Genomic DNA, 24,303 nt, shown 5'->3' on the forward strand with positions numbered 1-24,303 from the left:
CGTCACGAATGCCCTGGTGGGAGGACGCAAAAATTTGCGGGACAGCAGGTAGATCGCGGTCGAACGTCGTCATCTGCCCCACACCTCCTACAACGCGTAACCGTTTCAACGGTCACCAAAACCCGGGCCGCCGTTCCGAATTGTCGCATTAGTCGCGGCAATTAACTGCCGGTCGGGCAATTGCGTGACAACGCTCGGCTGTCGGGCGACCCCCGAGGGTGACATGCGGGTCCGGAGTACGACCGCACACGCTGTCCGTCCCGATCACCCGATCGGGGTTACCCGTATTCCCGATCCGCACACGCACCCCGGCGGCGGGCCCCACTGCCCCACGGCCGGAGGGACGGGCGGCGTCGCCCGGGAGGTCCGCACCGAGCCGTCGCCGCCCCGCCCGCGGGCGGGGAGACCATCGACTGTACGCCGCGAAATCCACCCGTGACGAGGCGGTCCGGCCAGCTCAGCCGCGATCCGAACACACCACGGCGGCCCCGCCGGGCACCCGGGAGGTGCCGGCGGGGCCGCCGTCGGAGCAGATCAGAACCGGTCGCTCGGCCGGTACGTCCCCCACACGTCGCGCAGCGTCCCGCACACCTCGCCGACCGTGGCCTTGAGCCGCAGCGCCTCCTTCATCGGGTAGAGCACGTTCGCGCTGCCCTCGGCGGCGGTACGCAGCTCCGCCAGGGCCCGCTCGACCGCGCCCGAGTCCCGCCCGGCGCGCAGCTTGGCCAGCCGCTCCGCCTGGGCAGCCTCGATCGCCGGGTCCACCCGCAGCGGCTCGTACGGCTCCTCCTCGTCGATCTGGAACCGGTTGAGCCCGACCACCACCCGCTCGCCGGAGTCGATCTCCTGCGCGATCCGGTACGCGGACTGCTCGATCTCCCGCTTCTGGAAGCCGGCCTCGATCGCGTCCACCGCCGAACCGTGGTCGAACACCCGCTGCATCAGTTCGTCGGCGGCCGCCTCGATCTCGGCGGTCATCGCCTCCACCACGTACGACCCGGCGAACGGGTCCACCGTGGTGGTCAGGTCCGTCTCGTACGCGAGCACCTGCTGGGTCCGCAGGGCCAGCCGGGCCGCCTTCTCGGTGGGCAGCGCGATCGCCTCGTCGAAGCTGTTGGTGTGCAGCGACTGGGTACCGCCGAGCGCCGCGCCGAGGCCCTGGATCGCCACCCGGACCAGGTTCACCTCCGGCTGCTGGGCGGTGAGCTGCACGCCGGCCGTCTGGGTGTGGAACCGCAGCATCATCGACTTCGGGTCCTTCGCCCCGAACTCGTCGCGCATCAGCCGGGCCCAGATCCGCCGGGCCGCCCGGAACTTGGCGACCTCCTCCAGCAGCGTGGTGCGGGCGACGAAGAAGAACGACAGCCGGGGCGCGAAGTCGTCCACGGCCAGCCCGGCGGCGAGCGCCGCCCGGACGTACTCCACGCCGTTGGCCAGGGTGAACGCGATCTCCTGCGCGGGCGTCGCGCCGGCCTCGGCCATGTGGTAGCCGGAGATGGAGATGGTGTTCCACTTCGGCACCTCCTTGCGGCAGTACGCGAACGTGTCGGCGACCAGCCGCAGCGAGGGCTTCGGCGGGAAGATGTACGTCCCGCGGGCGATGTACTCCTTGAGGATGTCGTTCTGGATGGTGCCGTTGAGCACCGAGCCCGGCACCCCGGACTCCTCGGCGACCAGCTGGTAGAGCAGCAGCAGCACCGAGCCGGGCGCGTTGATGGTCATCGAGGTGGAGACCTTGTCCAGCGGGATGCCGTCGAAGAGCAGCCGCATGTCCTCGATGGAGTCGATGGCGACCCCGACCTTGCCCACCTCGCCGTGCGCGATCGGGTCGTCGGAGTCGTACCCCATCTGGGTGGGCAGGTCGAAGGCGACGGAGAGGCCCATCGTGCCGGCGCGCAGCAGCTGGTGGTAGCGCGCGTTGGACTCGGTGGCCGTGCCGAAGCCGGCGTACTGCCGCATGGTCCACGGGCGCGAGGTGTACATCGTCGGGTAGACCCCGCGGGTGTACGGGTACTCGCCGGGGGCGCCGAGCCGTTCCGCCAGCTCCCCGGGCAGGTCCGCCTCGGTGTACACGCCCTTGATCGGGAAGCCCGACTCGCTTGACCGCCGTTCGCTCATCCCCGGATGGTAGGACGCGGCCAGGCATCGATGAGTGAGGGATTCCGCACACCCGGTCCACCAGAGCGTGGACGAGAGGTGAGTATCCGGGCACGTACGGTCGAGTAGGTAAACGTCCGCCGCGTCGGGTTTCGCATCGGCGGTCGGAACCAGCAAGATAGGGGGGTTGTGTCCCAGCCCCCCTCGATATCCCCCGGTGGCTTTTCTGTGACTCAGATCCCGACGTGGAGCGGCGGACCAGTGAGTCCCCCCACTGGACGCGCGGCACCCGGCACCACCATCGGTGGTCGCTACTCACTGCGTTCCCCGGTGGGCAACGGCGGCATGGGCACGGTCTGGCGTGCGACAGACACGCTGCTGCGCCGCGACGTCGCGGTCAAGGAGGTCGTCCTCCCGCCGGGGCTGGCCCCCAGCGACCGCGACGCGATGTACGAGCGGACCCTCCGTGAGGCCCGCGCCGCCGCCGCGATCCAGCACCCCGCCGTGGTCCAGGTGTACGACGTGGTGACCGAGGGCGGCCGGCCCTGGATCGTCATGGAACTGCTGGACGCCCGCAGTCTGGCCGACATGGTGATCGAGGACGGGCCGGTCGCGCCCCGGGCGGTCGCCAAGATCGGCATCGCCCTGCTCGGCGCCCTGGAGGTGGCGCACGCGATCGGCGTGCTGCACCGCGACGTCAAGCCGGCCAACGTGCTGATCTGCTCCGACGGCCGCTGCGTGCTGACCGACTTCGGGGTCGCCCGGATGCCCACCGACGTGCAGCTCACCACGCCCGGCATGGTGCTCGGCTCGCCGCACTTCATCTCGCCCGAGCGGGCGATGGGCCGGGACTTCGGCCCGCCCAGCGACCTCTTCTCGCTCGGCGTCACGCTCTACACGGCCGTCGAGGGGCGCCCGCCGTTCGACAAGGGCGATCCGATCGAGACGATGTACGCCGTGGTCGAGGACGAGCCGGCCACGCCCCAGCGCAGCGGCCCGCTGACCCGGGTGCTGATGGGCCTGCTGGAGAAGGACCCGGCCCGCCGGCTCGACGTGCACACCGCCCGCGGCATGCTGCGCGAGCTGCTCGCCGGCCCGCTGACCAGCAACGCCACCGCGGTCAACTCGGTCACCGACCCGTACGCGGTGGTGCCGGTGCAGCGGCCGGCCACGCCGCCGCCCGTCGCGACCCCGGAGCCGAAGCCGACCGGGCAGATCGGCGGCCGGGCGATGATCGGGCCGGGTGAGTCGCTGACCGACCGGCTCGCCGCGCTGCGCCGGGGCGAGCGCCCCGAGTCGACGCCCGCCGCCGGTGGTGCCGCGCTCGACGAGACCAGCGCCGACGCGCTGGCCGGCCCGCTGCACACCCCCACCGGCGCCATGCCGGCGTCCGGCATTCCGGAGGCCACCCAGCGGATCTCGCCGGACGCCACCCAGCGCGTCCCGGCCGGCTACCCGGACGCCACCCAGCCGGTGTACGGCCGCCCCGCCGACGCCACCCAACCGGTGTACGGCCGCCCCGCCGACGCCACCCAACCGGTGTACGGCCGCCCCGCCGACGCCACCCAACCCGTGTACGGCCACAACCAGTGGTCGGTGCCGGGCACCGGCCAGCCGTGGGCGACCCCCGCCGCGGCGCCGGCCGGCGGTGGCGCCGGCAAGGCCAAGGGCGTCGGCGGCCAGTTCGTCGGCACGGTCAAGGGCTGGCCGCGCAAGGTGCAGCTCGCCGTGGCGGGCGGCGTCGCCGTGCTGCTGCTGATCGGGATGTTCGCCCTCTCCGGCGGCGACGACCCGGTCCCGCCACCGATCGTGACCTCGCTGCCCACCGCCACCGCCCCGGCCGCGTCGCCGGTGGACATGGAGGAACAGTCCGTCAAGGGCGTCACCCTCCAGGTGCCGAAGGGCTGGGACAAGAACGGCGGCGGCGTCTTCGTCGACTTCGTCGACCCGCAGCAGGACGGCCGGAAGGTGCGGATCCTCGCCGAAGTGTGGGGGGGCACCTCGACCAGCTGGGCCGAGTTCGCCTCGCGCAACCTGCGGACCAAGAGCAAGTCCTGCGCCAAGCCGTACGACCAGCTGGCGATGACGGAGACGACGCTGGGCGGCAAGCCGGCGGCCGAGTTCGAGTACACCTGCGGCGACGGCGACACCAAACGGCATGGCGTGTGGCGCGGCGTGGTGCACGACGGCAAGATCTACTCGTTCTACCTGACCGCCAACGACGCCGACTTCGCCGCCAGCAAGCCGATCTTCGACGCGATGGCTACGTCGTTCAAGTTCGGCGGGGCCAACTGAACCGAGGCCGACGGACCGTGGTGATCCGCCGCCGTGCTATCAAGAGGCAATGGCGGCGGATACCACTGATCTTGACGAACTTCGCGCACAGGCCCGGCGGTGGCTCGAGGACGACCCCGACCCGGCCAGCCGGGACGAGCTGCGGGTCGTCCTCGACGGGCTGCCCGGCAGCGCGCAGGAGCTGGCCGACCGGTTCGCCGGGCCGCTGACCTTCGGTACCGCCGGGCTGCGCGGCCCGCTACGGGCCGGCCCGAACGGCATGAACCTCGCCGTGGTCACCCAGGCCGCCGCCGGGCTGGTCAACTGGCTCGCCGACCAGGGCGGTGAAGGTCCGCTGGTGATCGGGTACGACGCCCGGCACGGCTCGCGGGCCTTCGCCGAGCGCACCGCCCAGGTCGCCACCGGCGCCGGTCGCCCGGCGCTGCTGCTCCCCCGCCCGCTGCCCACCCCGGTGCTCGCGTACGCGGTGCGCCACCTCGGCGCGGTGGCCGGCGTGATGGTCACCGCCAGCCACAACCCGCCCCAGGACAACGGCTACAAGGTCTACCTCGGTGCCTCCCTCGGCGGGGAGCTGGGCGCGGGCGCCCAGATCGTGCCGCCGGCCGATGCCGGCATCGAGGCGGCCATCCGGGCCGTCGGCCCGCTGACGCGGGTGCCGCTCGGCCCGCCCGGCGAGGTGCTCGGCGACGACCTGGTCGCCGCGTACGTCGAGCGCGCCACCGCGGTGGTCGACCCGACCGGTCCGCGCGATCTGAAGGTGGCGTACACCCCGCTGCACGGGGTGGGGGGCGCGGTGCTCACCGCCGCCTTCACCCGCGCCGGGTTCGCGGTGCCGGGCGTGGTGCCGGACCAGGCCGAGCCGGACCCGGCCTTCCCGACGGTCAGCTTCCCGAACCCGGAGGAGCCGGGCGCGGTGGACAAGCTCGTGGCGCTGGCCGGCACGATCGGCGCGGACATCGCCATCGCCAACGACCCGGACGCGGACCGCTGCGCGGTGGCCGTACCGGACGGGGCCGGCTGGCGGATGCTGCGCGGCGACGAGCTGGGCGCGCTGCTCGCCGACCATCTGATGCGGCGCGGGGTGACCGGGCTCTACGCCACCACCATCGTGTCGTCGTCGCTGCTCCGGGCGATGTGCGCCACCCGGGGCCTGCCGTACGACGAGACGCTGACCGGGTTCAAGTGGATCGTCCGGGCCGGTGGCGGGACCGAGCCGCTGGTCTTCGGCTACGAGGAGGCGCTCGGCTACTGCGTCGCGCCGGAGCACGTCCGCGACAAGGACGGCATCACCGCGGCGCTGACCGTGGCCGAGCTGGCCGCCGGCCTCAAGGCCCAGGGCCGGACGCTCAGCGACCGGCTGGACGAGCTGGCCGCCGAGTTCGGCGTGCACCACACCGACCAGCTCTCGGTCCGGGTGGACGACCTGCGGATGATCGCCGAGATGATGACCCGGATCCGGGCGGCCACCCCGGAGGCGCTGCTCGGGCACCCGGTGACCGAGGCGACGGACCTGCTCCCGGGGGCGGACGTGGTGATCCTGCGGACCGACGCGGCCCGGGTGGTGATCCGCCCCTCCGGCACCGAGCCGAAGCTCAAGGCGTACCTCGAGGTGGTGGAGCCGGTCACGGACGGCGACGTCCCCGCCGCCCGCCACCGCGCCCAGATGGCGGTCTCCGCCCTCCGCACCGAGATCGCCATGGCCCTCGGCCTCCAGGTGTAAGCCCTAAGCGGGGCGCTTGCCCAGGGCGGCGTCGACGGCCTGGGCCAGCGCGGCGATGACCAGGCTGACCGAGGGGCGGACGAGCGAGTCGTCCAGGCTGACGTTGCCGGAGAAGCCGGCGCCGGTGGCGATCTCCGCCAGCCGCTTACCGGCGTCCTCAGCGGTGGTGCCGCTCAGGCCGAGCGCCGGTTCCATCCGCAGCACCGCGACCAGCGTGGCGAGCGCGGCGGTCCGCTCGTCGGGGAGCTGCCCGCCGGTCAGCGCCTCGGCCAGCCGGCCCCGGATGTCGGCCTCCACCGAGGCGTCGGCGACCGGGTACCGGTGCACGTGGATGAAGCCCAGCTCGGTCTCGTCGACGTCCCGGACCACGCCCCGGCCGCACAGGTCGCCGAGGATCCGGTCGCGCAGGCCGTGCCGCAGCCGCTGCACCCAGGAGGACGGGGTGTGCGGGGTGTCGGCGGCGATCCGGGCGAGAACGTCGTCGGCGATCGGCTCGCCGGTCGGCGTCGGGTCGACCGCCGCCAGGGAACCCTCGGAGTACGCGATCCGGCCGGCCAGGGCCAGCTCGACCAGCACCGCAGCGGCCATGCCGAGGTCCAGGCTGATCCGGGGCATGGTCGCCTTGCCGGTTTCGTCGTCATAGGCGAGGAGCAGCAACTCTTCGGCGAGCGCAACACCAGTCATGGCCCGGAACGGTAGCGCCTCCCCGCACCCCGCGCACGGACTCGCCGTAGCCCTCGGGCAAGCACCAGATACGACCCGAGGGATCCCTGGTGTGCGAGGGGCCGGGCCGCCAGCACGGCGGACCGACCCCTCGGGCGGAGCGGTGGACGCGGCGGGTCAGAAGCGGGGCATGCCGCCGAACTGGCGGTCGCCGGCGTCACCGAGGCCGGGCACGATGAACATCCGGTCGTTGAGGCCCTCGTCGATCGAGGCGGTGACCAGGCGCAGCGGCAGGTCGGAGCGCTCCAGCCGCTCGATGGCAACGGGTGCGACCAGCACGCAGAGCACGGTGATGTCGGTGCAGCCCCGGTCGGCGAGCAGTCGGCAGCTGTGCTCCAGCGAGCCGCCGGTGGCCACCATCGGCTCGAGCACCAGCACCGGCAGGCCGCTCAGGTCGCGGGGCAGCGACTCCATGTACGCGCGTGGCTGGTAGGTCTCCTCGTCGCGGGCCAGGCCCACGAAGCCCATCGACGACTCGGGCAGCAGGCCGAGCGCGGCGTCGGCCATGCCGAGACCGGCCCGCAGCACCGGGACCAGCAGCGGCGGGTTGGCCAGCCGGGTGCCCTCGGTGGCGGTGACCGGGGTCTGGATCGGGTACTTCTCGACGGGGAAGGACCGCGCGGCCTCGTACACCAGCATCGTGGTGAGTTCGTGCAGCGCGGCCCGGAAGTTCGCCGAGTCGGTCCGGGCGTCCCGCATGGCGGTGAGCCGTGCCTGGGCGAGCGGGTGGTCAATGACGAGTACGTCCACGATCGCTCAACCTACCGGTCCGGAGTCCGGCGCACTGCGGGTGCGGGGTGACCAGCGACCCCGCTCACGATTGACCAGGCGTGACCAAGATCACTCGACTCGCGGGTGCGTAGTATTCACGGCATGACGGCGACAGCGACGTCGGCCCGGTCGGAGCTCTCCGAGCTGGGACGATCCGAGACCGCTCTGCGGACCTTCCTGCACGGCCTGCCGGGCGTGGACCAGGTCGGCGCGGAGCAGCGGGCGGCGCAACTCGGCACCCGATCCATCAAGACCACGGCCAAGGCCCAGGCGATCGACCTGGCGATCCGCATGGTCGACCTGACCACCCTCGAAGGGGCCGACACGCCCGGCAAGGTGCGGGCGCTCGCCGCCAAGGCGCTGCGCCCCGACCCGGCCGACCCGTCCTGCCCGCACGTCGGCGCGGTCTGCGTCTACCCGGCGATGGTGCCGTACGTGGCCGAGGTGCTGCGCGGCAGCGGCGTGCACCTGGCCAGCGTGGCGACCGCCTTCCCGTCGGGCCAGGCCCCGCTGGAGGTCAAGCTCGCCGACACCCGGGCGGCCGTCGAGGCCGGCGCCGACGAGATCGACATGGTGATCAGCCGGAGCGCGTTCCTGGCCGGCCGCTACAAGGAGGTCTACGACGAGATCGTGGCCACCAAGGAGGCCTGCGGGGACGCCCACCTCAAGGTGATCCTGGAGACCGGCGAGCTGGCCACGTACGACAACGTGCGGCGAGCCTCCTGGCTGGCCATGCTGGCCGGCGGCGACTTCATCAAGACCTCCACCGGCAAGGTCCCGATCGCGGCCACCATGCCGGTGACCCTGGTGATGCTGGAGGCGGTCCGCGACTTCCGCGCCGCCACCGGGCGGCAGGTCGGCGTGAAGCCGGCCGGCGGCATCAAGACCACCAAGGACGCGATCAAGTACCTGGTCATGGTCAACGAGACCGTCGGCGCGGACTGGCTGGACCCGGACTGGTTCCGGTTCGGCGCGTCCAGCCTGCTGAACGACCTGCTCATGCAGCGCACCAAGCTGAAGACCGGCGTCTACTCCGGTCCCGACTACTTCACCCTGGACTGAGCGCGATGTTCGAATACGCACCCGCCCCCGAGTCGCGCTCGGTGGTGGACATCAAGCCCTCCTACGGCCTCTTCGTCGACGGGAAGTTCGTCGACCCGGTCGACGGCGGCAGCTTCAAGTCGATCAACCCGGCCTCCGAGGAGGTCCTCGCCGAGGTCGCCGAGGCCGGTAACGAGGACGTGGACCGCGCGGTCCGCGCCGCCCGGAAGGCGTACGAGAAGGTCTGGGGTCCGATGCCGGGCCGCGACCGGGCCAAGTACCTGTACCGGATGGCCCGGATCATCCAGGAGCGCTCCCGCGAGCTGGCCGTGCTGGAGTCCCTGGACAACGGCAAGCCGATCAAGGAGTCCCGGGACGTCGACGTCCCGCTGGTGGCCGCGCACTTCTTCTACTACGCCGGCTGGGCGGACAAGCTCCCGTACGCGGGCTTCGGGCCGGACCCCAAGCCGCTCGGCGTGGCCGCGCAGGTCATCCCGTGGAACTTCCCGCTGCTCATGCTGGCCTGGAAGATCGCCCCGGCACTGGCCGCCGGCAACACCGTGGTGCTCAAGCCGGCCGAGACCACCCCGCTGACCGCGCTGCTCTTCGCCGAGATCTGCCAGCAGGCCGACCTGCCGGCCGGCGTGGTCAACATCGTCACCGGCGCCGGCGACACCGGCCGGGCGCTGGTCGAGCACCCGGGCGTGGACAAGGTCGCCTTCACCGGCTCCACCGAGGTCGGCAAGGCCATCGCCCGCGCGGTCGCCGGCACCCGCAAGAAGCTCACCCTGGAGCTGGGTGGCAAGGCCGCCAACATCGTCTTCGACGACGCCCCGGTCGACCAGGCCGTCGAGGGCATCGTCAACGGCATCTTCTTCAACCAGGGGCACGTCTGCTGCGCCGGCTCCCGGCTGCTGGTCCAGGAGTCGGTCGCCGACCGGGTGCTGGAGTCGCTGAAGCGCCGGATGGCCCAGCTCCGGGTCGGTGATCCGCTGGACAAGAACACCGACATCGGCGCGATCAACTCGGCCGCCCAACTGGAGCGGATCCGCGAGCTCTCCGAGGCTGGGGCCGCCGAGGGCGCCGAGCGCTGGTCGCCCGCCTGCGAGCTGCCGGACCGGGGCTTCTGGTTCGCGCCGACGATCTTCACCGGGGTCACCCAGGCGCACCGGATCGCCCGCGAGGAGATCTTCGGCCCGGTGCTGTCGGTGCTGACCTTCCGCACCCCGGCCGAGGCCGTGGAGAAGGCCAACAACACCCCGTACGGGCTGTCGGCCGGGATCTGGACCGACAAGGGCTCCCGGATCCTGTGGATGGCCGACCGGCTGCGCGCCGGCGTGGTCTGGGCCAACACGTTCAACAAGTTCGACCCCACCTCGCCGTTCGGCGGCTACAAGGAGTCGGGCTACGGTCGCGAGGGCGGCCGGCACGGGCTGGAGGCGTACCTCAATGTCTGAGCGGGTCGCGGTACGGAAGACGTACAAGCTCTTCATCGGCGGGAAGTTCCCGCGCAGCGAGTCGGGACGGTCTTACATCGTGCAGGACTCCAACGTCGTACTGGCCTCCCGCAAGGACGCGCGGGACGCGGTGGTCGCCGCCCGGGCCGCCGTGAAGGGCTGGGCCGGAGCGACCGCGTACAACCGGGGTCAGATCCTCTACCGGGTCGCCGAGATGCTAGAAGGCCGCCGCGACCAGTTCGTCGCGCTCGGCGTACCGGCCGACGAGGTCGACGCGGCGATCGACCGCTGGGTCTGGTACGCCGGCTGGTCCGACAAGCTCCCGCAGGTGTACGGGGGCGCGAACCCGGTCGCCGGGCCGTACTTCAACCTGTCGGCGCCCGAGCCGACCGGCGTGGTGGCCGCCGTGGCGCCCGAGGCGCCGGCGCTGCTCGGCCTGGTCAGCGTGATCGCCCCGGCGATCGTCACCGGCAACACCGTGATCGTGGCGGCCTCGCCGGCGGCGCCGCTGGCCGCGGTGACCCTGGCCGAGGTGCTGGCCACCTCCGACCTGCCGGGCGGGGTGGTCAACATCCTGACCGGCCGGCTGTCGGAGACCGTGCCCACGCTGGCCTCGCACATGGACGTCAACGCGATCGACCTGACCGGGGTGACCGACGCCGAACTGGCGGCGGAGCTGGAGGTCAAGGCGGCGGAGAACCTGAAGCGGGTGCTCCGGCCGGCGCCGGCCGATCACGACTGGTCCGCCGATCCCGGGGTGACGCGGATGACTGTGCTGCTGGAGACGAAGACGGTCTGGCACCCGAAGGGCGTCTGAGTTCGCGGTCAGCGGGGCGTAGTCGCCCCCTCCAAGATCCGCACAAGTTCACGGAAAGAGTGGTCTCCGCGCGTCGGATGGCCACTCTTTCCGTGTATGAGGCTGCTCCGCACCAGCGCGGTGGGCGGTCTACTACGGGGGGTAGGATTGGGGCGTGACTCGGCTGGGGGATCTTGAGCGTGCGGTGATGGACGTGCTGTGGGACACGGTCCCGGGCACGTCGGACGGTGTGACCGTGCGGGAGGTCGCCGACGCCCTGGACGGCCGGGAGCTGGCGTACACGACGGTGATGACCGTGCTGGACCGGCTCGCCGGCAAGGGCATGGTGCAGCGCCAGCGGGAGGGGCGGGCCTGGCGCTACCGGGCCGCCGCCAGCCGCGAGGCGCACATCGCCCAGCTCATGCTCGACGCCCTCGACCTCGGCGGCAGCCGGGACGCCGCGCTGGTGCGCTTCGCCCGCTCGGTGACCGGCACCGAGGCGGAGGTGCTGCGCGCGGCCCTGAGCGCCGAGGCCGGGCTCACCGACCGGGTCGAGGACCCGTCGGCCGGGCGTCCGGCGCTGGCCGACGAGGCGACGGACCGGTAGGGCGGCCGCCGTGGCGTACGCCGTGCACTTCGCCGCGACCATCCTGGCCTGCTGGCTGACCGCGCAGGTCCTCGCCGCCTCGACCTGGACCTGGCGCGCCCCGCGCGTGGCGATCGTGTGCTGGCAGGCGGTCGGGCTGGCGCTCGGCCTCTCCGCCATGGGCCTGCCGATGGCGGTCGGGCTGGCCGCCTACGACCGGGCGACCGGCAGCGCCCTGGTCGCCCTCGCCGACGACCTGGCGCACGGCAAGCTGCCGGCCGGGCTGGGCGCGGTCCACCTGGGTCTGGTCGGGGTCGGCTTCGGCATCGGCGCGGTGCTGCTCACCACGACCGTGCGCAGCGTCTACGGCAGCGTCCGGGCCCAGCGCCGGCACCGGGAGCTGCTCAGCCTGGTGGCCCGCCGGGACCCGACCGTCCCCGGCGCGCTGGTGCTGGACCACCCGAGCGCCGCGGCGTACTGCCTGCCGGGGGTGAAGCCCCGGGTGGTGGTGAGCGCCGGCACGCTGAGCCTGCTCGACCGGGCCGAGCTGGCGGCGGTGCTCACCCACGAACGGGCGCACGCCCAGGAGCGGCACGACCTGGTGCTGCTCCCCTTCACCGCGCTCTGCCGGGCGCTGCCCTGGTTCCGCTGGGTCCGGCACGCACACGAGCGGGTCGCCCTGCTGGTCGAGATGCGCGCCGACGACAAGGCCCGCGAGCTGCACGCCGAGGCGCCCCTCGCCGGGGCGTTGCGCCGGTTCGCCGCCGCCGGCCACCGGATCACCCCGGCCGGCGCGCTCGGCATCGGCGACCGGGATCTCGACGTACGGGTGCGGCGGCTGCTGATCCCCGACCGGCCGCCCCGGCTGCTCGGGGCCACCGCGCTGGCTGTCACGACCACCCTGGTCGCCCTGCCGATCTCCCTCTTCCTGAACTGACCGGACCGGCGGGTCGCATCGGCGACCGCGCGGCCGATAGGTAGCCATGCTACGTGTAGGCTCCCTATGACAAGCGAGCCAACCCGTGGGAGAACGACCATGGATCCCCTGCTCCTCGCCCGCCTGCAGTTCGCCACCACCACGTCGATCCACTTTCTCTTCGTGGTGGTCACCCTCGGCCTGGTCACCCTGCTGGTCGGGCTGCAGACCGCCGGCTTCGTCACCGGCAAGCCGGTGTACGAGCGGCTGACCCGCTTCTGGGGCCAGCTCTACGTGATCAACTACGTGCTCGGGATCGCCACCGGCATCGTGATGGAGTTCCAGTTCGGGCTGAACTGGAGCGGCCTGTCGCGGTACGTCGGCAACGTCTTCGGCGCGCCGCTGGCCATCGAGACGCTGGTCGCCTTCTTCCTGGAGTCCACGTTCCTCGGCATGTGGATCTTCGGCTGGCACCGGCTGCGCCGGGGCGTCCACCTCGCGCTGCTCTGGGGCGTGGCACTGACCGCGTACGCCTCGGCGTTCTGGATCATGGTGGCGAACTCGTGGCTCCAGCACCCCGTCGGGTACGAGGTCCGCGACGGCGTCGCGCACCTGACCGACTTCGGGGCGCTGCTCACCAACCCCACCCTCGGCTTCGCCTTCGGGCACGTGGTGTCGGCGAGCCTGGTCATCGGCGGGATGCTGATGGCCGCGGTCAGCGCCGGGCACCTGATCCGGCGTACCCCCGACTTCGCGCTGTTCCGGAAGTCGCTGCGGCTCGGGCTGCTCACCTTCGCGGTCGCGGTGGTCTTCCTGATCGGGTTCGGCTTCGCCCAGTTCGGCCCGGTCGGCCGACTCCAGCCCACCAAGGTCGGCGGCGGCACGGACCGGGACGCGCTGGTCGCCGAGTGGACCGCGCGGTTCGGTCCGGGCGACTACACCCCGCCGGCGCTGGCCAACGTCGGTCTCGGCTTCATGATCCTCATCGGGATGGCGCTCTTCTTCGGCATCCTGGTGGTCCCGCTGCTCTGGCGGGACTGGATCATCCGGCTGAAGTTCCCGCTCTGGCTGGTCCTGCTCGCCCTGCCGCTGCCCTTCGTGGCGGTGATCCTCGGCTGGATCGCCCGCGAGGTGGGCCGCCAGCCCTGGGTCGCGTACGGGCTGCTGCCGACCAGGCAGGCCGTGTCGCCGGTGAGCACCGGGCTGATGCTCACCTCGCTGGTTGCCTTCACCCTCCTGCTCGGCACCCTCGCCGTCACCAACTGGGTGCTGCTGGCCCGGCACGCCGCCCGGGGCGCCGCCGACCCCGCGCTCGGCCGCCCGCCCGCGCCCGACACCGACACCCACCCCCACCCCGTGTTCGCCTGAGGGAGCCCGCCGTGGAACTCGCCTGGTACGCCCTGCTCGGCCTTTTCTTCGCCACCTACCTCGTCCTCGGCGGCTACGACTACGGCGTCGGCCTGCTGCTCGCCCGGGAGGCCACCCCGGAGGCCCGCCGGGCCGCGCTGAATGCCGTCGGACCGTTCTTCCTCGGCAACGAGGTCTGGCTGGTGGCCGCCGTCGGCATCCTCTTCGGCGCCTTCCCCACCCTGGAGGGCGAACTCCTCTCCAGCCTCTATCCGGCCGTGCTCGGCGCGCTGGCCGGAGTGGTGCTGGTGACGGCCGGGGTACAGCTGCGCAGCCGGCCCCGCGCGGGGTCGGCCCGCACCGTTTGGGACCGGGTGGTGGTGGCCGGCAGCGTGCTCGCGGCGCTCGGCTGGGGTGCCCTGCTCGGCGGGCTGCTCCAGGGCGTACCGCTGACGGCCGACCGGCACGTCGCCGGCACGGGCCACCTCTTCACCCCGTTCGTGGCCGCCGCCGGGCTGGCGATGCTGGCGCTGGTCGCCGTGCAGGGTGCGACGTTCCTCACCCTACGACTGCCGGCCGCGGACGCCGCTCCGGTCGCCCGGCTGGCCCGCGGGCTGGTGCCGGCGGCGCTCGCCGCGGTCGCCGCGGCCGCCGTCCTGGGCCTGCTCTCCGACCGGGTACGCGCGGCCGTGGCGCGCCCGGCGGTCGCCGTACTCCTGCCGGTGGCGCTGGTCGCGGTGCTGCTGGTGGCCCGCGCGGCGCTCGGCCGGGGCCGGGCCGGGGTGGCCTTCACGGCGACCAGCGCGGCGCTGGCCCTGCCGGTGGCGCTGGTCGGCGCGGCGCTCTGGCCCCGAGTGCTGGTCTCCACCGTCGATCCGGCCGCCTCGCTCACCGTCGCCGACGCCGCGGCGAGCGGGCCGACCTTGTCACTGCTGGGCTGGCTCGTGCTGCCGCTCCTGCCGGCCCTACTAGGCTTTCAGGCGATGTGCTGGTGGGTGTTCCGGGGACGGACCGGCGGCAGGGCACCGGTGTACTGGTGAACCGCCGCCCGTTCGACCCGCGTCTGCTGCGCCGGGTCCCCGCGGCCCGACGCGACCTCGCCGTGCTCGCGGTGCTCGGCGGATTGACCGCGCTGCTGGTGGTCGCGCAGGCCACCGCGCTGGCCACGCTGCTGGCGACGGCGATCGACGGGCGGCTGCACCGACCGGCACTGGACGGTTTCGTCGCGGCGGTCGCCGCCCGCGCGCTGGTGAGCTGGGCGCAGGGCACGGTGGCGGCCCGGGCGGCGGCGACGGTCAAGGCGGCCCTCCGGGCCGACCTGCTCCGCGCGGTCGGCCGACACGGCCCCACCTGGGTCGCCGGCCAGCGGGCCGGCCAGCTCGCCACCCTCACCGGGCGCGGCCTGGACGCGCTCGACCCCTACTTCACCGGCTACCTGCCCCAGCTCGTGCTGAGCGTGACGGTGCCGCTGGCCGTGCTGGCCCGGATCGTCCTCGCCGACTGGAGTTCGGCGCTGATCATCGCGCTGACCATCCCGCTCATCCCGGTCTTCGGCGCGCTGCTCGGCTGGCAGGCGCAGGCCGCCACCGAGCGGCAGTGGCGGCGGCTGTCCCTGCTCGGCGGGCACTTCCTCGACATGGTGGCCGGCCTGCCCACGCTGCGCGCGTTCGGCCGGGCCCGGGCCCAGGTCGAGGTGGTACGCCGGATGGCCGACGGCCACCGGCAGGCCACCATGAAGACCCTGCGGATCGCGTTCCTCTCCGCGCTGGTCCTCGAGCTGGTCGCCACCCTCTCGGTGGCGCTGGTCGCGGTGCCGGTCGGCATCCGGCTGCTCGGCGGCGGGATCACCCTCTCCACCGCGCTGCTGGTGCTGCTGCTCACCCCGGAGGCGTACCTGCCGCTGCGGGCGGCGGGCAGTCGCTTCCACGCCAGCATGGAGGGGCTCACCGCGCTCGACGAGGCGTTCACCCTCTCGGCGGGCCCGGATGTGGCCGCCGCGGCCGGCGCACGGCGGCCGGCGCCGGACGGCCACGGCGAGATCCGGTTCGAGGGCGTCACCGTCGAGTACGAGCGGACCACCGCGCTGCGGGACGTCACGCTGACCATCCGGCCCGGGGAGCGGGTCGCCGTCATCGGGCCCAGCGGCGCCGGCAAGAGCACCCTGCTCGGCCTGCTGCTCGGCTTCGTCAGCCCGACCGCCGGCCGGGTCATTGTCGACGGGGTGGACCTCGCCGAGGTCGACCTCGACGCCTGGCGGCGGCAGCTCGCCTGGGTGCCGCAGCGGGCCCATCTCTTCGCCGGCTCGCTGGCCGACAACATCCGCCTCGGCGCGCCGGACACCCCCGACGCCGCGCTCGCCCGGGCGGTCACCGACGCCGCGCTGGACGAGGTGGTCGCCGCCCTGCCCGACGGGCTGGCCACCACGCTCGGCGAGCGCGGGCACGGCCTGTCCAGCGGGCAGCGGCAGCGGGTCGCGCTGGCCCGGGCGTTCCTGCGGGACGCCCCGGTGGTGCTCCTCGACGAGCCGACCGCCCGGCTGGACACCGCCAGCGAGGCGATCGTGCTGGCCGCCACCCGGCAGCTGGTCGCCGGGCGTACCGCGCTGCTGGTCGCGCACCGGCCCGCGCTGCTGGAGGACGCCGACCGGATCCTGCGGGTCGAGGACGGCCGGGTCACCGAGCTGACCCCGGCACCGGCCGGGGAGGTGACCCGATGAGCGACGGACCCGCGGTGCCGGAGCGCCCTGACCAGCCGGTCCGGGCCGTGCCCGGTGGGGTGTCCCGGGATGGGGTGACCCCGGCCGGCCGTGATCCGGGCCGGCCGACGGCTGCCGAGGCGAACCCGCCCGAACTGCTGCCGGACGGTCCCGCCCCGGCCACCACCCCCGTCCCGGACACCGGTGCCGTGAGCGGGCCGCGCGCCGAGCGGGCGGTGCTCCGGCTGGCCCGGCCGTACCTGGGCCGGCTGGTCGGGGCGGGGCTGCTCGCCGCGGCCACCGAGTTCGCCGGGCTGGCCCTGATGGCCACCGCCACCTGGCTGCTGATGAGCGCCGCCGGCCGGCCGACGCTGGATCGGTTGACCGTGGCCATCGTCGCGGTCCGAGCGCTCGCGGTCAGCCGGGGCGTGTTCCGCTACACCGAACGACTCGCCGGGCACGACGCCGTGCTCCGCATGATCACCGACGTACGGGCCCGGGTCTTCGCCACCCTGGCCGCCCGGCGGGACGGTGCCGCGCAACGGACCGGGGACGCGCTGAGCCGGCTGGTCTCCGACGTGGAGGCGGTGCAGGACCTGCTGCTGCGGGTGCTCGTGCCGGCGGCGGCCGCCGCGCTGGTGAGCCTGCTCGCCGTCGGCGGGGCCGCGTTGATCTCGCCCCCGGCGGCCGGGGTGATCGCCGCCGGGCTGCTGGTGGCCGGGGTGGCGCTGCCCGCGCTGGCCACCGTGCTCACCCGCCGGGCCGCCGACGAGGTCGCCCCGCTGCGCGGCGCACTCGCCGTGGACGCCGTCGACCTGACCCACGGCGCCGCCGACCTGGCCGCGTTCGGCGCGACCGGCACGGCGCTGGCCGCCGCCGAGGGGCGGGCCCGACGCCTCGCCCGGCTGGAACGCCGGCTCGCGGCGACCGGCTTCGCGGTCGACGCGGCCGGGGTGCTGGTCGGCGGGCTCACCGCCGCGGCCGTGGTCGCCGTGGCGCTCCGCGCCGGCGTCGGCGGGGTGCTGGTCGGCGTCCTGGCCGTCGGCACCCTGACCGCCGTGGAGATCGCCCTCGCCCTGGTCGGGGCCGCCCGCCAGCGCGCCCAGCTCCGGGCCGGCCTGGCCCGGGTCGCCGCCCTGCTCACCGGCCCCGAAACGGCCCCCGCCGGGCCGGCCGCCGAGCCGACGTCCGGCCAGGGTCCGGCCGCGACGACGGGTCCGGCGGCACCCGGGCACGACGCGCGGTTCGACGGGGTGACCGTGCGCTACCGCGAGGGTGCGCCGCCGGCCCTGGACGGGGTGCGCCTCGACCTGCCCGCCGGCCGCCGGGTCGCCGTGGTCGGGCCGAGCGGCGCGGGCAAGAGCACCCTCGCCGCCGTGCTCACCGGTGCGGTACGCCCCGTCGCCGGCCGGGTCACCCTGGACGGGGTGGAGGTTTCCGCGTACCCGCCCGAGGAGCTGCCCCGGGCGATCGGCGGGCTGCTCGCCGAGGCGTACGTCTTCCACGCCTCGGTCCGGGACAACCTGCTGCTCGGCCGGCCCCGGGCCGACGAGGCGGAGCTGACCGCCGCGACCCGGGCCGCCGGCCTGCTGGACTGGGTACGCGCCCAGCCCGACGGCTGGGACACCGTGGTCGGTGAGCAGGGCGGGCAGCTCTCCGGGGGCCAGCGGCAGCGGCTCGCGCTGGCCCGGGCGCTGCTCGCCGCCCCGGCGGTGCTGGTGCTGGACGAGCCGACCGAGGGGCTCGACCCGGCCGCCGCGGACGCCGTGCTCGCCTCGGCGCTGGCCGCCACCCCGGCCGGGCACTCGGTGCTGCTGATCAGCCACCGGCTCAGCGGCCTGGCCGAGCTGGACGAGATCGTGGTGCTCGACGGCGGCCGGGTGACGCAGCGCGGCCGGCACGCCGAACTGGTGGCCCGGCCGGGCTGGTACCGCGACCAGTGGCTGCTCCAGGAGGCGGCGGAACGCGGCTACCTGGCCCTCGCACCCTGAGCGCTTTCCGGGGAATTCCCGGACGCGGCCGATGGCGCGGGGTGACAGGGTGGGCCCATGCAGGGGGACCAGGATGTGCTCGTGGAGGAGCGGCTGGACGAGCTGGGCGACCGGCTACGCGGCCCGGCCCGGCTCAAGGCCGACCTGCTGACCGAGGCGCGGCACGCGTTGCTGGACGCCGTCGAGGCGTACCGGGAGGATGGCCTGCCGCTGGCGGAGGCCGAGCGGCGGGCGGTGGCCGAGTTCGGCACGCCCGCCCAGCTCGCCCCCGGCTACCAGGCCGAACTGGCGGCGGGGGCGCTGCGCGGGCTGGCGCTGCGGGCGCTGGCGGTGGCGGTGGTGCTGATGGCCGGCGGCGACCTGACCTGGCGGGGTTCGAGCTGGAGCGAGGGGCTCCGGCCGCCGGAGGGCTACCTGCTTCTCCACGCCTTCCTCAACGGGATCTGGGGCCTGGTCGCCGGGCTGGCGCTGGCCGGGCTGCTGCTCGGCCTCCTCGCCGCCCGGTACCGGTCGTCCCGGTTGCCGCGGTTGACCCGGGCGGTGGGCTACGGGCTGACCGGTTGCCTGGCCGGCGGCGCGGTCGCCGGCAGCGCCCTGTTCGGCTGGTCGGTCAGCCTCTGGGACGCGGCCCTGACCTGGCCCCCGATGCTGATCGGCGCGGTGCTGGTCAGCGCCGGCTGGTTCGCGCTCGCCCGGGCGGCCCGCTGCTGGCTGCTGGCCACCGGCTGACGCCGATCAGGCGGGGCTCGCGGGCGGCTGCCCGGTGCCGAGGAAGCGGCCCACCGTGTCACTGAACTCGCGCCAGCCGGCCCGCTCACCGGCCAGCGCCCGGACGCCGGCGTCGGTGAGCCGGTAGGTGCGCCGTTCGCGACCGTTGACGGTGCTCCACGAACTCGCCACGTAGCCGGCCCGCTCCAGGCGGCGCAGCGCCGGGTAGATGGTGCCGGTGGGCAGGTCCAGGGCTCCGCCGCTGCGGGCCCGGAGCGCCTCGATGATCGCGTAGCCGTGCAGCTCGCCCTGCTCCAGCACCGCCAGCAGCAGCGCGTCCAGGTGTCCGTGCAGCGCCTGGGCCTTCATGTGTAGCAAGGCTACTTGTCCGCTCGTCGGGACGCCACCGGGGTGCGGCTGCCTGCCCCGTCGGGCCGCCGACTAGGGTATGTGCGCAGAGTCACTCGGCGGCGGAGACGTCGCCGAGTGGGCAACCCGACAGCACACGGAGGTCAGCGTGGCCCGCCAGTCGCCCCAACGGCCCGACGCCGACGAGCCCGAGCTCGACGACACCGCGTCGGCGGCAGATGACGAGGTCGAGGTCGACCGCCCGGCGGCGGACCGCGCGCTCTGGGACGAGCTGCGCATCGACCCCGTGGAGATCGCCCTGCCGGCCGGCACGGGCTTCACGCTGCGGGCGTACCGGCCGGCGCGGGAGCTGACCCCGACCGACGTCGCCGAGCGCGACCAGGACGACCCCTTCCTGGCCCGCCGCCAGGTCGTCGAGACCGAGGACGACGAGGAGGTGGTGATCCTCGACGAGGAGTTCGCCGCCCTCACCGCCGAGGAGGACGAGCAGGAGCGCCCCGAGGGGCGCCGGCGCGGCAAGGCCGAGGCGACGGACTCCGACTCCGACGCCGAGGTCGACGAGGAAGAGGACGAGGAAGAGGCGGACGACGCCGCGGGCGACGAGGAGGTGCCCGTCTTCCTCAGCCAGCGAGGCAAGCTGCTGCTGTTCAAGACCCCGGAGTCGTTGGTCTCTTTCATCCGTTCCGGTGCGCCCAACGACCTGTCTCAACTGGACAGCTGGGGTGAACTGTCCGAACGGGTGGAACCGGGCGACATCGCCCCGCTGGACCAGGACACCTACGAGCTCGATCTGGTGGTGGAGAACCTCCGCGGTGGCCACGACGCGTGGGATCCCACGCTGTTGATCGAAGCCGGCGAGATCGCCCGTGACCTGGCGTACGGGCTGCGGCTACCCGCCGTGCTGGACATGCTCTCCGCAGGGTCCAGCCTGGACGACCTGGACGAGGCGCTGCGGGCGTCCGTCAACGGCGGAATCGGTGGTTTTATGGGTCGGCGCCGGCTGAAGAAAATCGGGGCACAAACCGCAAGTTTGGGTTGGCGCACCATTGTCGGCAAGATCTCTGCTGTTGTGGACTGGCGCGACTGACCCGGAGCGGGGAGCATCAGTCTCTGGCAGAGAAAGCCCTGTGTCCCGGGAGGAGGACGACGCCGTGGCGCTCGTGCGCGTGTACTGCGGTCTGGCCTCGGCGGATCCGGCCGACCGACCGGCCTCGGCCGGTTCGACGCTGACGTCCGCTGTGGTCGACGACGCAGGCCGTCTGCTGCATGTCTACGAGATCGGCGACGACCCGGCTGGCTACGCTCAGCTGGTCGCGCTGCTCGTGGAGCGGTCGGGCGGGCCGAGCGGTGCGGCCATCGCCGCCGACAGCGACGACCACACGGTCACCTCGCTGCTCAGCGCGGCCGGCCGACCGCTCGCGATCGCGGACGACGACTCGGTCGACGACTTCGCCGAGCGGTTCGCCGACGACGACTCCCTGGACGAGATGCAGTCCCCGCCGGCCGAGCGTCGGGCGGTCGGGCTGGCCCGCGCCCTCCAGGCCGGCGCGCTCTCCGCGGTCACCCTGCCGGCGCCTCGGGACCTCGCGGGCTACAAGCAGGTCCTCAGCGCCCACGCGGCGCTGGCCAGCGGGCGGCACTCCGCCGCGGTGGCGCTGCGCGAGGTGCTCCGCGAGCTCTACCCGGCAGCGCTCCGGGCGTACCCGGACCCGGCCGAGCCGGTCTCCCTGGCCGTGCTGGATGCGCTGCCGGAGCCCGGCATGCTGGGTGGCACGGTCGCCGGCGGCCGCGAGGTCGCGGTCGCCGCGGAGGCCGTCGCCGCCCACCTCACGGCCGAGGGCGTCGCGGACGCCGACACCATCAACGACGCGGTGACCGCGCTGCGGGTCGCCATCTCCGAGACGCCCCGGCGCGCCGCGGTCAACCGGGCGCTCACCGCCGCCGTCGCGGAGACCGTCCGACAGGCGGTCGCCTCCGTGCGGGCCTGCGACTCGGGCTGCGAGGCGCTGGTCGGCGCACTCAGCGCCCGGGTCACCGCGCCCGCTCCGGCACCCGGCCGCCGGGCCGCCGCCCGGCGCGGCGAGTCGGTCGGCGAACTGACCGGCCTGCGGTCGGTCCGCCCGGCCGAGCCCGAGCCGGTGGGTCGGCGCGGCCGCCCCGAGCCGGTCTCCGGTCCGGCCACGCCGGCTTCGCCCCGGCCGCTCGGCCCGCCGCCCGTTGCCCCGGCCCCGGTCACCCCACCGCCGGTCGCGCCCGCCCCGGTCAGCCCGGCGGCCGCCGCCGGCCGGCCGCCCGCCGCACCGCCCTCGCGTCCCGAGCCGGCCCGCACGCCGCGGCCGCAGCAGGTGGACGGCCCGACCAACCGGCCGATTTCGGCGCCGCCCCCGCCGCCGCCCGGGATCACCCCGGCCCAGCGGGGCAACGTGCCGCCGGCCGACGCCGGCGAACCGTTCCGCCCGACGCTCACCACGGCCGCGATCAACAGCGCTCGGGCCGAGCGGCAGCGAACGATCATTCCGCCGCGGCCGAAGACCACCCCGGAACCGCCGACCGGTGGTTTCAGCGCCACCGACCTGACCATCCCGGTGCCGGCCCCGCGACCGGGCCAGGAGTCCGCTCCCCCGGGATCCCGGGCCAACTGGCCGCTGGTGAACAACGGCGACGAGCAGGACGACCGCGCCAAGGAGGCGCCGCCCGCCTATGGGTACGGCGGCCGGGGCGTGGACGCGCCGAGCGACCCGGGCCGAGTCCCTCCGCCGTGGCTCGCGGACGACCTGCCGCAGGAGCCCCCGATGCTGCGGCTGGTGGAGCCGCCGCCGCTGGCCGACCGGGCGCTGCGGGAAGCGATCGACCCGCCGACCGACCCGGGCCTGGAGATTCCGTCGCTGCGGCTGGTCGAGCGGCGGGGCCCCGGCCGGCCGGCGCCCCGCGCCGAGCTGCCCACCCCGCCGGAGCGCCGCCCCGCGCCGAAGGAGCACCGGCCGCCGCCGGTCTCCGACGAGGGCGACGGTGACCTGCTGATCTTCGCTCAGGCGAAGTCCGCCTGGTTCGTCGGGCACGGCGACGAAGCCGACTTCGACTGGTCGAGCACCGCGGACAGCGGCTGGCAGGCCGCCGAGCAGGCGGCCCGCCCGTCGGTGGGCACGGAGACCAGGGCCGGTCTGCCGAAGCGCGTCCCGCAGGCCAACCTGGTGCCGGGCTCCCCGCTGCGCGACGAGCGTCCACTGCGGATCGTCCGGAACGCGGCCAGCCTCGCCGAGAACACCACGGGCTACTTCCGGGGATGGCGGCGCGGCCAGGAGATCGGTGGCTTCGCCGTCGGCGGCCGCCCCGGTCGAGAGGCTGCCGGCGGTTGGGACTTCACCCGGGACACCGGCGACCGCGACGACGACCGGGAGTACGAGTACCGATCCGCCGGTTATCGGTCCTGATCGGAGCCCTGCCGCTTTCCATCTGCGTGTTCCTACCCACACCCGGATAATTTGACGTCGGGTTGGACCGGCCGGGAGCATACCCGGCGGACCAGCCGGCGCGGGCGTCGCCGGGGGTGGGAAGGCGACTCCATTGGCGACACCGGCATTCGACTCCTCCGTGCTCACCCGTCGCGGCGTGCTCGCCGCGGCGGCGAGCACCCTGCTGCTCGCCGCGTGCGGGCAGCAGGGCCAGCGACCCGACGACAGCGCCGCCGGCAGCGCCGCGCCGGACGGCCACGAGCTGGTGGTCGGTGCCAGCCTGGAGCTGAGCGGCAAGGGTGCCGCCCTCGGCGTGCTCCAGCAGCGCGCCATGGAGGTCACCGCGGAGACGCTGAACATCTCCGGCTTCCCGGTCGGCAACATGCGCCGGACGGTGCGGCTGGAGATCCGGGACAACGGCAGCAACCCCCAGGAGGCGGCCCGGCAGGTCACCGAGCTGATCCGGCGCGACCGGGTGCACGCCCTGGTCGGCGGCACCCTCGCCGAGACCTCCATGGCCATGGTCGAGGTGGCGCAGCAGCTCCAGGTGCCGTTCCTGTCGCTGGCCGCCGCCGACGAGATCGTGCTGCCCCTGGCCCAGCGCACCTACATCTACAAGCTCACCCCGGACGCCGACGACATCGCCCAGCGGATGGCCCGGCTGCTCGAGTCGCTGCAGGTACGGCGGGTGGCCCTGCTGGCCGCCGAGGGCCTGCACGGCGACTCCGGCGTACGGGCCGTGCAGAGCGCCGTGCAGAGCGCCAATGTGGACTTGCGGCGAACCGTACGGCTGGCGGCCAACGGGCGGGACCTCACCGCCGCCGCCGAACGGGCGGCGGCCGGCGAGCCGGACGGCGTCATCGTCTGGGGAACCGCCCCGGACTCCGGCACCGCCGCCCGCGAGCTGCGCCGGGCCGGCTACCGGGGCCTGCTCTTCTTCGACGCGGGCGCGGTCGCCGACGACACCCTCGCCCGGCCGAACGCCGCCGCCGTCGAAGGGGCGTACGCCATCCACCCGGCCTGCCTCTCCTCCTCCACGCTGATCACGACCACCACCGCGGAGGAGGACCGCCGGGACTTCACCAACCGCTACCTCCAGCGGCACGGCAGCTTCAAGGGCTTCGCTCCGTACGCCTCGGACGCCCTGCAACTCCTCGCCTCGTCGGCCCGGATGGCGACCAGCCTCGACCGTGGACGGCTGCGGGCGTACCTCCAGACCCAGGTGCTGGAGGGCATCGCCGGCGCATACGCGTACGCCCCGATCCGGCACGGTGGCATGGAGCCGGATTCGTTGGCCGTCTACCAGGTCAAACAGGGCAGCTGGACGCGCTACGCCTGA

19 protein-coding genes are annotated in these 24,303 nt (G+C 74.2%); 15 read left to right on the forward strand and 4 right to left on the reverse strand.

Going from position 1 to position 24,303, the window contains the following annotated elements; translation table 11 throughout:
* Nucleotides 1-534: 534 nt before the first annotated feature.
* Nucleotides 535-2,118, reverse strand: coding sequence for a methylmalonyl-CoA mutase (locus ACFYOS_RS03730; protein ID WP_387135764.1), 1,584 nt, complete (start codon nt 2,116-2,118; stop codon nt 535-537).
* Nucleotides 2,119-2,325: 207 nt separating this feature from the next.
* Here ACFYOS_RS03730 and ACFYOS_RS03735 point away from each other — a divergent pair, with 207 nt between their 5' ends.
* Together ACFYOS_RS03735 and ACFYOS_RS03740 are read left to right on the forward strand one after the other, a co-directional pair.
* Nucleotides 2,326-4,392, forward strand: coding sequence for a serine/threonine-protein kinase (locus tag ACFYOS_RS03735; protein ID WP_387135766.1), 2,067 nt, complete (start codon nt 2,326-2,328; stop codon nt 4,390-4,392).
* Between the two features lie 49 nt (nt 4,393-4,441).
* Nucleotides 4,442-6,112: a phospho-sugar mutase gene (locus tag ACFYOS_RS03740; RefSeq protein ID WP_387135768.1), complete on the forward strand. Its 1,671-nt coding sequence runs from the start codon at nt 4,442-4,444 to the stop codon at nt 6,110-6,112.
* A gap of 3 nt (nt 6,113-6,115) precedes the next feature.
* On the opposite strand, the gene ACFYOS_RS03745 is transcribed toward ACFYOS_RS03740, so the two are convergent.
* Nucleotides 6,116-6,796 carry a GPP34 family phosphoprotein gene (locus tag ACFYOS_RS03745; protein ID WP_387135770.1) on the reverse strand — a complete coding sequence of 227 codons (681 nt, stop codon included), beginning with the start codon at nt 6,794-6,796 and terminating at the stop codon, nt 6,116-6,118.
* A 156-nt stretch (nt 6,797-6,952) separates the two neighbouring features.
* Complete coding sequence (gene upp, locus ACFYOS_RS03750; protein ID WP_387135772.1) at nt 6,953-7,585, reverse strand: uracil phosphoribosyltransferase; 633 nt, start codon at nt 7,583-7,585, stop codon at nt 6,953-6,955.
* 123 nt (nt 7,586-7,708) lie between these two features.
* On the opposite strand from upp, the gene deoC reads away from it, so the two are divergent.
* From deoC to ACFYOS_RS03800, 10 genes are all read left to right on the forward strand, one after another.
* On the forward strand, nt 7,709-8,668 hold the full coding sequence (deoC, locus tag ACFYOS_RS03755) for a deoxyribose-phosphate aldolase (RefSeq protein WP_387135774.1): 960 nt from the start codon (nt 7,709-7,711) through the stop codon (nt 8,666-8,668).
* A gap of 5 nt (nt 8,669-8,673) precedes the next feature.
* On the forward strand, nt 8,674-10,104 hold the full coding sequence (locus ACFYOS_RS03760) for an aldehyde dehydrogenase family protein (protein WP_387135776.1): 1,431 nt from the start codon (nt 8,674-8,676) through the stop codon (nt 10,102-10,104).
* Nucleotides 10,097-10,921 carry an aldehyde dehydrogenase family protein gene (locus tag ACFYOS_RS03765; RefSeq protein ID WP_387135778.1) on the forward strand — a complete coding sequence of 275 codons (825 nt, stop codon included), beginning with the start codon at nt 10,097-10,099 and terminating at the stop codon, nt 10,919-10,921. The genes ACFYOS_RS03760 and ACFYOS_RS03765 overlap by 8 nt, the downstream gene beginning before the upstream one ends.
* 154 nt (nt 10,922-11,075) lie before the next feature.
* Complete coding sequence (locus ACFYOS_RS03770; protein ID WP_387135780.1) at nt 11,076-11,507, forward strand: BlaI/MecI/CopY family transcriptional regulator; 432 nt, start codon at nt 11,076-11,078, stop codon at nt 11,505-11,507.
* A gap of 10 nt (nt 11,508-11,517) precedes the next feature.
* Nucleotides 11,518-12,423 carry a M48 family metalloprotease gene (locus ACFYOS_RS03775; RefSeq protein ID WP_387135782.1) on the forward strand — a complete coding sequence of 302 codons (906 nt, stop codon included), beginning with the start codon at nt 11,518-11,520 and terminating at the stop codon, nt 12,421-12,423.
* 99 nt (nt 12,424-12,522) lie between these two features.
* Nucleotides 12,523-13,770: a cytochrome ubiquinol oxidase subunit I gene (locus ACFYOS_RS03780; RefSeq protein ID WP_387135784.1), complete on the forward strand. Its 1,248-nt coding sequence runs from the start codon at nt 12,523-12,525 to the stop codon at nt 13,768-13,770.
* A gap of 11 nt (nt 13,771-13,781) precedes the next feature.
* A complete protein-coding gene (gene cydB / locus ACFYOS_RS03785) occupies nt 13,782-14,789 on the forward strand; it encodes a cytochrome d ubiquinol oxidase subunit II (RefSeq protein ID WP_387135786.1) in 1,008 nt (335 codons plus the stop codon).
* Nucleotides 14,786-16,465, forward strand: a complete 1,680-nt coding sequence (gene cydD / locus ACFYOS_RS03790) for a thiol reductant ABC exporter subunit CydD (protein ID WP_387135788.1) — start codon at nt 14,786-14,788, stop codon at nt 16,463-16,465. The genes cydB and cydD overlap by 4 nt, the downstream gene beginning before the upstream one ends.
* Nucleotides 16,462-18,435, forward strand: coding sequence for a thiol reductant ABC exporter subunit CydC (cydC, locus tag ACFYOS_RS03795; RefSeq protein WP_387135790.1), 1,974 nt, complete (start codon nt 16,462-16,464; stop codon nt 18,433-18,435). Before cydD ends, cydC begins: the two co-directional genes overlap by 4 nt.
* A gap of 57 nt (nt 18,436-18,492) precedes the next feature.
* Nucleotides 18,493-19,164 (forward strand): permease prefix domain 1-containing protein, encoded by a 672-nt coding sequence (locus tag ACFYOS_RS03800; protein WP_387135792.1) that lies wholly within the window; start codon nt 18,493-18,495, stop codon nt 19,162-19,164.
* 6 nt (nt 19,165-19,170) lie between these two features.
* On the opposite strand, the gene ACFYOS_RS03805 is transcribed toward ACFYOS_RS03800, so the two are convergent.
* Nucleotides 19,171-19,512 carry a PadR family transcriptional regulator gene (locus ACFYOS_RS03805; RefSeq protein WP_387135794.1) on the reverse strand — a complete coding sequence of 114 codons (342 nt, stop codon included), beginning with the start codon at nt 19,510-19,512 and terminating at the stop codon, nt 19,171-19,173.
* 79 nt (nt 19,513-19,591) lie between these two features.
* Between ACFYOS_RS03805 and ACFYOS_RS03810 the strand changes: the two genes are divergently transcribed.
* The 3 genes from ACFYOS_RS03810 to ACFYOS_RS03820 all read left to right on the forward strand — a co-directional run bounded on the left by ACFYOS_RS03810 (nt 19,592) and on the right by ACFYOS_RS03820 (nt 24,303).
* Nucleotides 19,592-20,599 (forward strand): DNA primase, encoded by a 1,008-nt coding sequence (locus ACFYOS_RS03810; protein WP_387135796.1) that lies wholly within the window; start codon nt 19,592-19,594, stop codon nt 20,597-20,599.
* 40 nt (nt 20,600-20,639) lie between these two features.
* Complete coding sequence (locus ACFYOS_RS03815) at nt 20,640-22,943, forward strand: transposase (RefSeq protein ID WP_387135798.1); 2,304 nt, start codon at nt 20,640-20,642, stop codon at nt 22,941-22,943.
* 133 nt (nt 22,944-23,076) lie between these two features.
* On the forward strand, nt 23,077-24,303 hold the full coding sequence (locus ACFYOS_RS03820) for an ABC transporter substrate-binding protein (protein ID WP_387135800.1): 1,227 nt from the start codon (nt 23,077-23,079) through the stop codon (nt 24,301-24,303).

This window comes from Micromonospora sp. NPDC005806 (assembly GCF_042871425.1).
Lineage (GTDB): Bacteria > Actinomycetota > Actinomycetes > Mycobacteriales > Micromonosporaceae > Micromonospora.

Coding starts and splice junctions, on each gene's coding strand:
- ACFYOS_RS03730 (WP_387135764.1), bottom strand. CDS start 2,118: ATGAGCGAACGGCGGTCAAGCGAGTCGGGCTTCCCGATCAAGGGCGTG.
- ACFYOS_RS03740 (WP_387135768.1), top strand. CDS start 4,442: ATGGCGGCGGATACCACTGATCTTGACGAACTTCGCGCACAGGCCCGG.
- ACFYOS_RS03745 (WP_387135770.1), bottom strand. CDS start 6,796: ATGACTGGTGTTGCGCTCGCCGAAGAGTTGCTGCTCCTCGCCTATGAC.
- deoC (WP_387135774.1), top strand. CDS start 7,709: ATGACGGCGACAGCGACGTCGGCCCGGTCGGAGCTCTCCGAGCTGGGA.
- ACFYOS_RS03760 (WP_387135776.1), top strand. CDS start 8,674: ATGTTCGAATACGCACCCGCCCCCGAGTCGCGCTCGGTGGTGGACATC.
- ACFYOS_RS03765 (WP_387135778.1), top strand. CDS start 10,097: ATGTCTGAGCGGGTCGCGGTACGGAAGACGTACAAGCTCTTCATCGGC.
- ACFYOS_RS03780 (WP_387135784.1), top strand. CDS start 12,523: ATGGATCCCCTGCTCCTCGCCCGCCTGCAGTTCGCCACCACCACGTCG.
- cydC (WP_387135790.1), top strand. CDS start 16,462: ATGAGCGACGGACCCGCGGTGCCGGAGCGCCCTGACCAGCCGGTCCGG.
- ACFYOS_RS03800 (WP_387135792.1), top strand. CDS start 18,493: ATGCAGGGGGACCAGGATGTGCTCGTGGAGGAGCGGCTGGACGAGCTG.
- ACFYOS_RS03805 (WP_387135794.1), bottom strand. CDS start 19,512: ATGAAGGCCCAGGCGCTGCACGGACACCTGGACGCGCTGCTGCTGGCG.
- ACFYOS_RS03810 (WP_387135796.1), top strand. CDS start 19,592: ATGTGCGCAGAGTCACTCGGCGGCGGAGACGTCGCCGAGTGGGCAACC.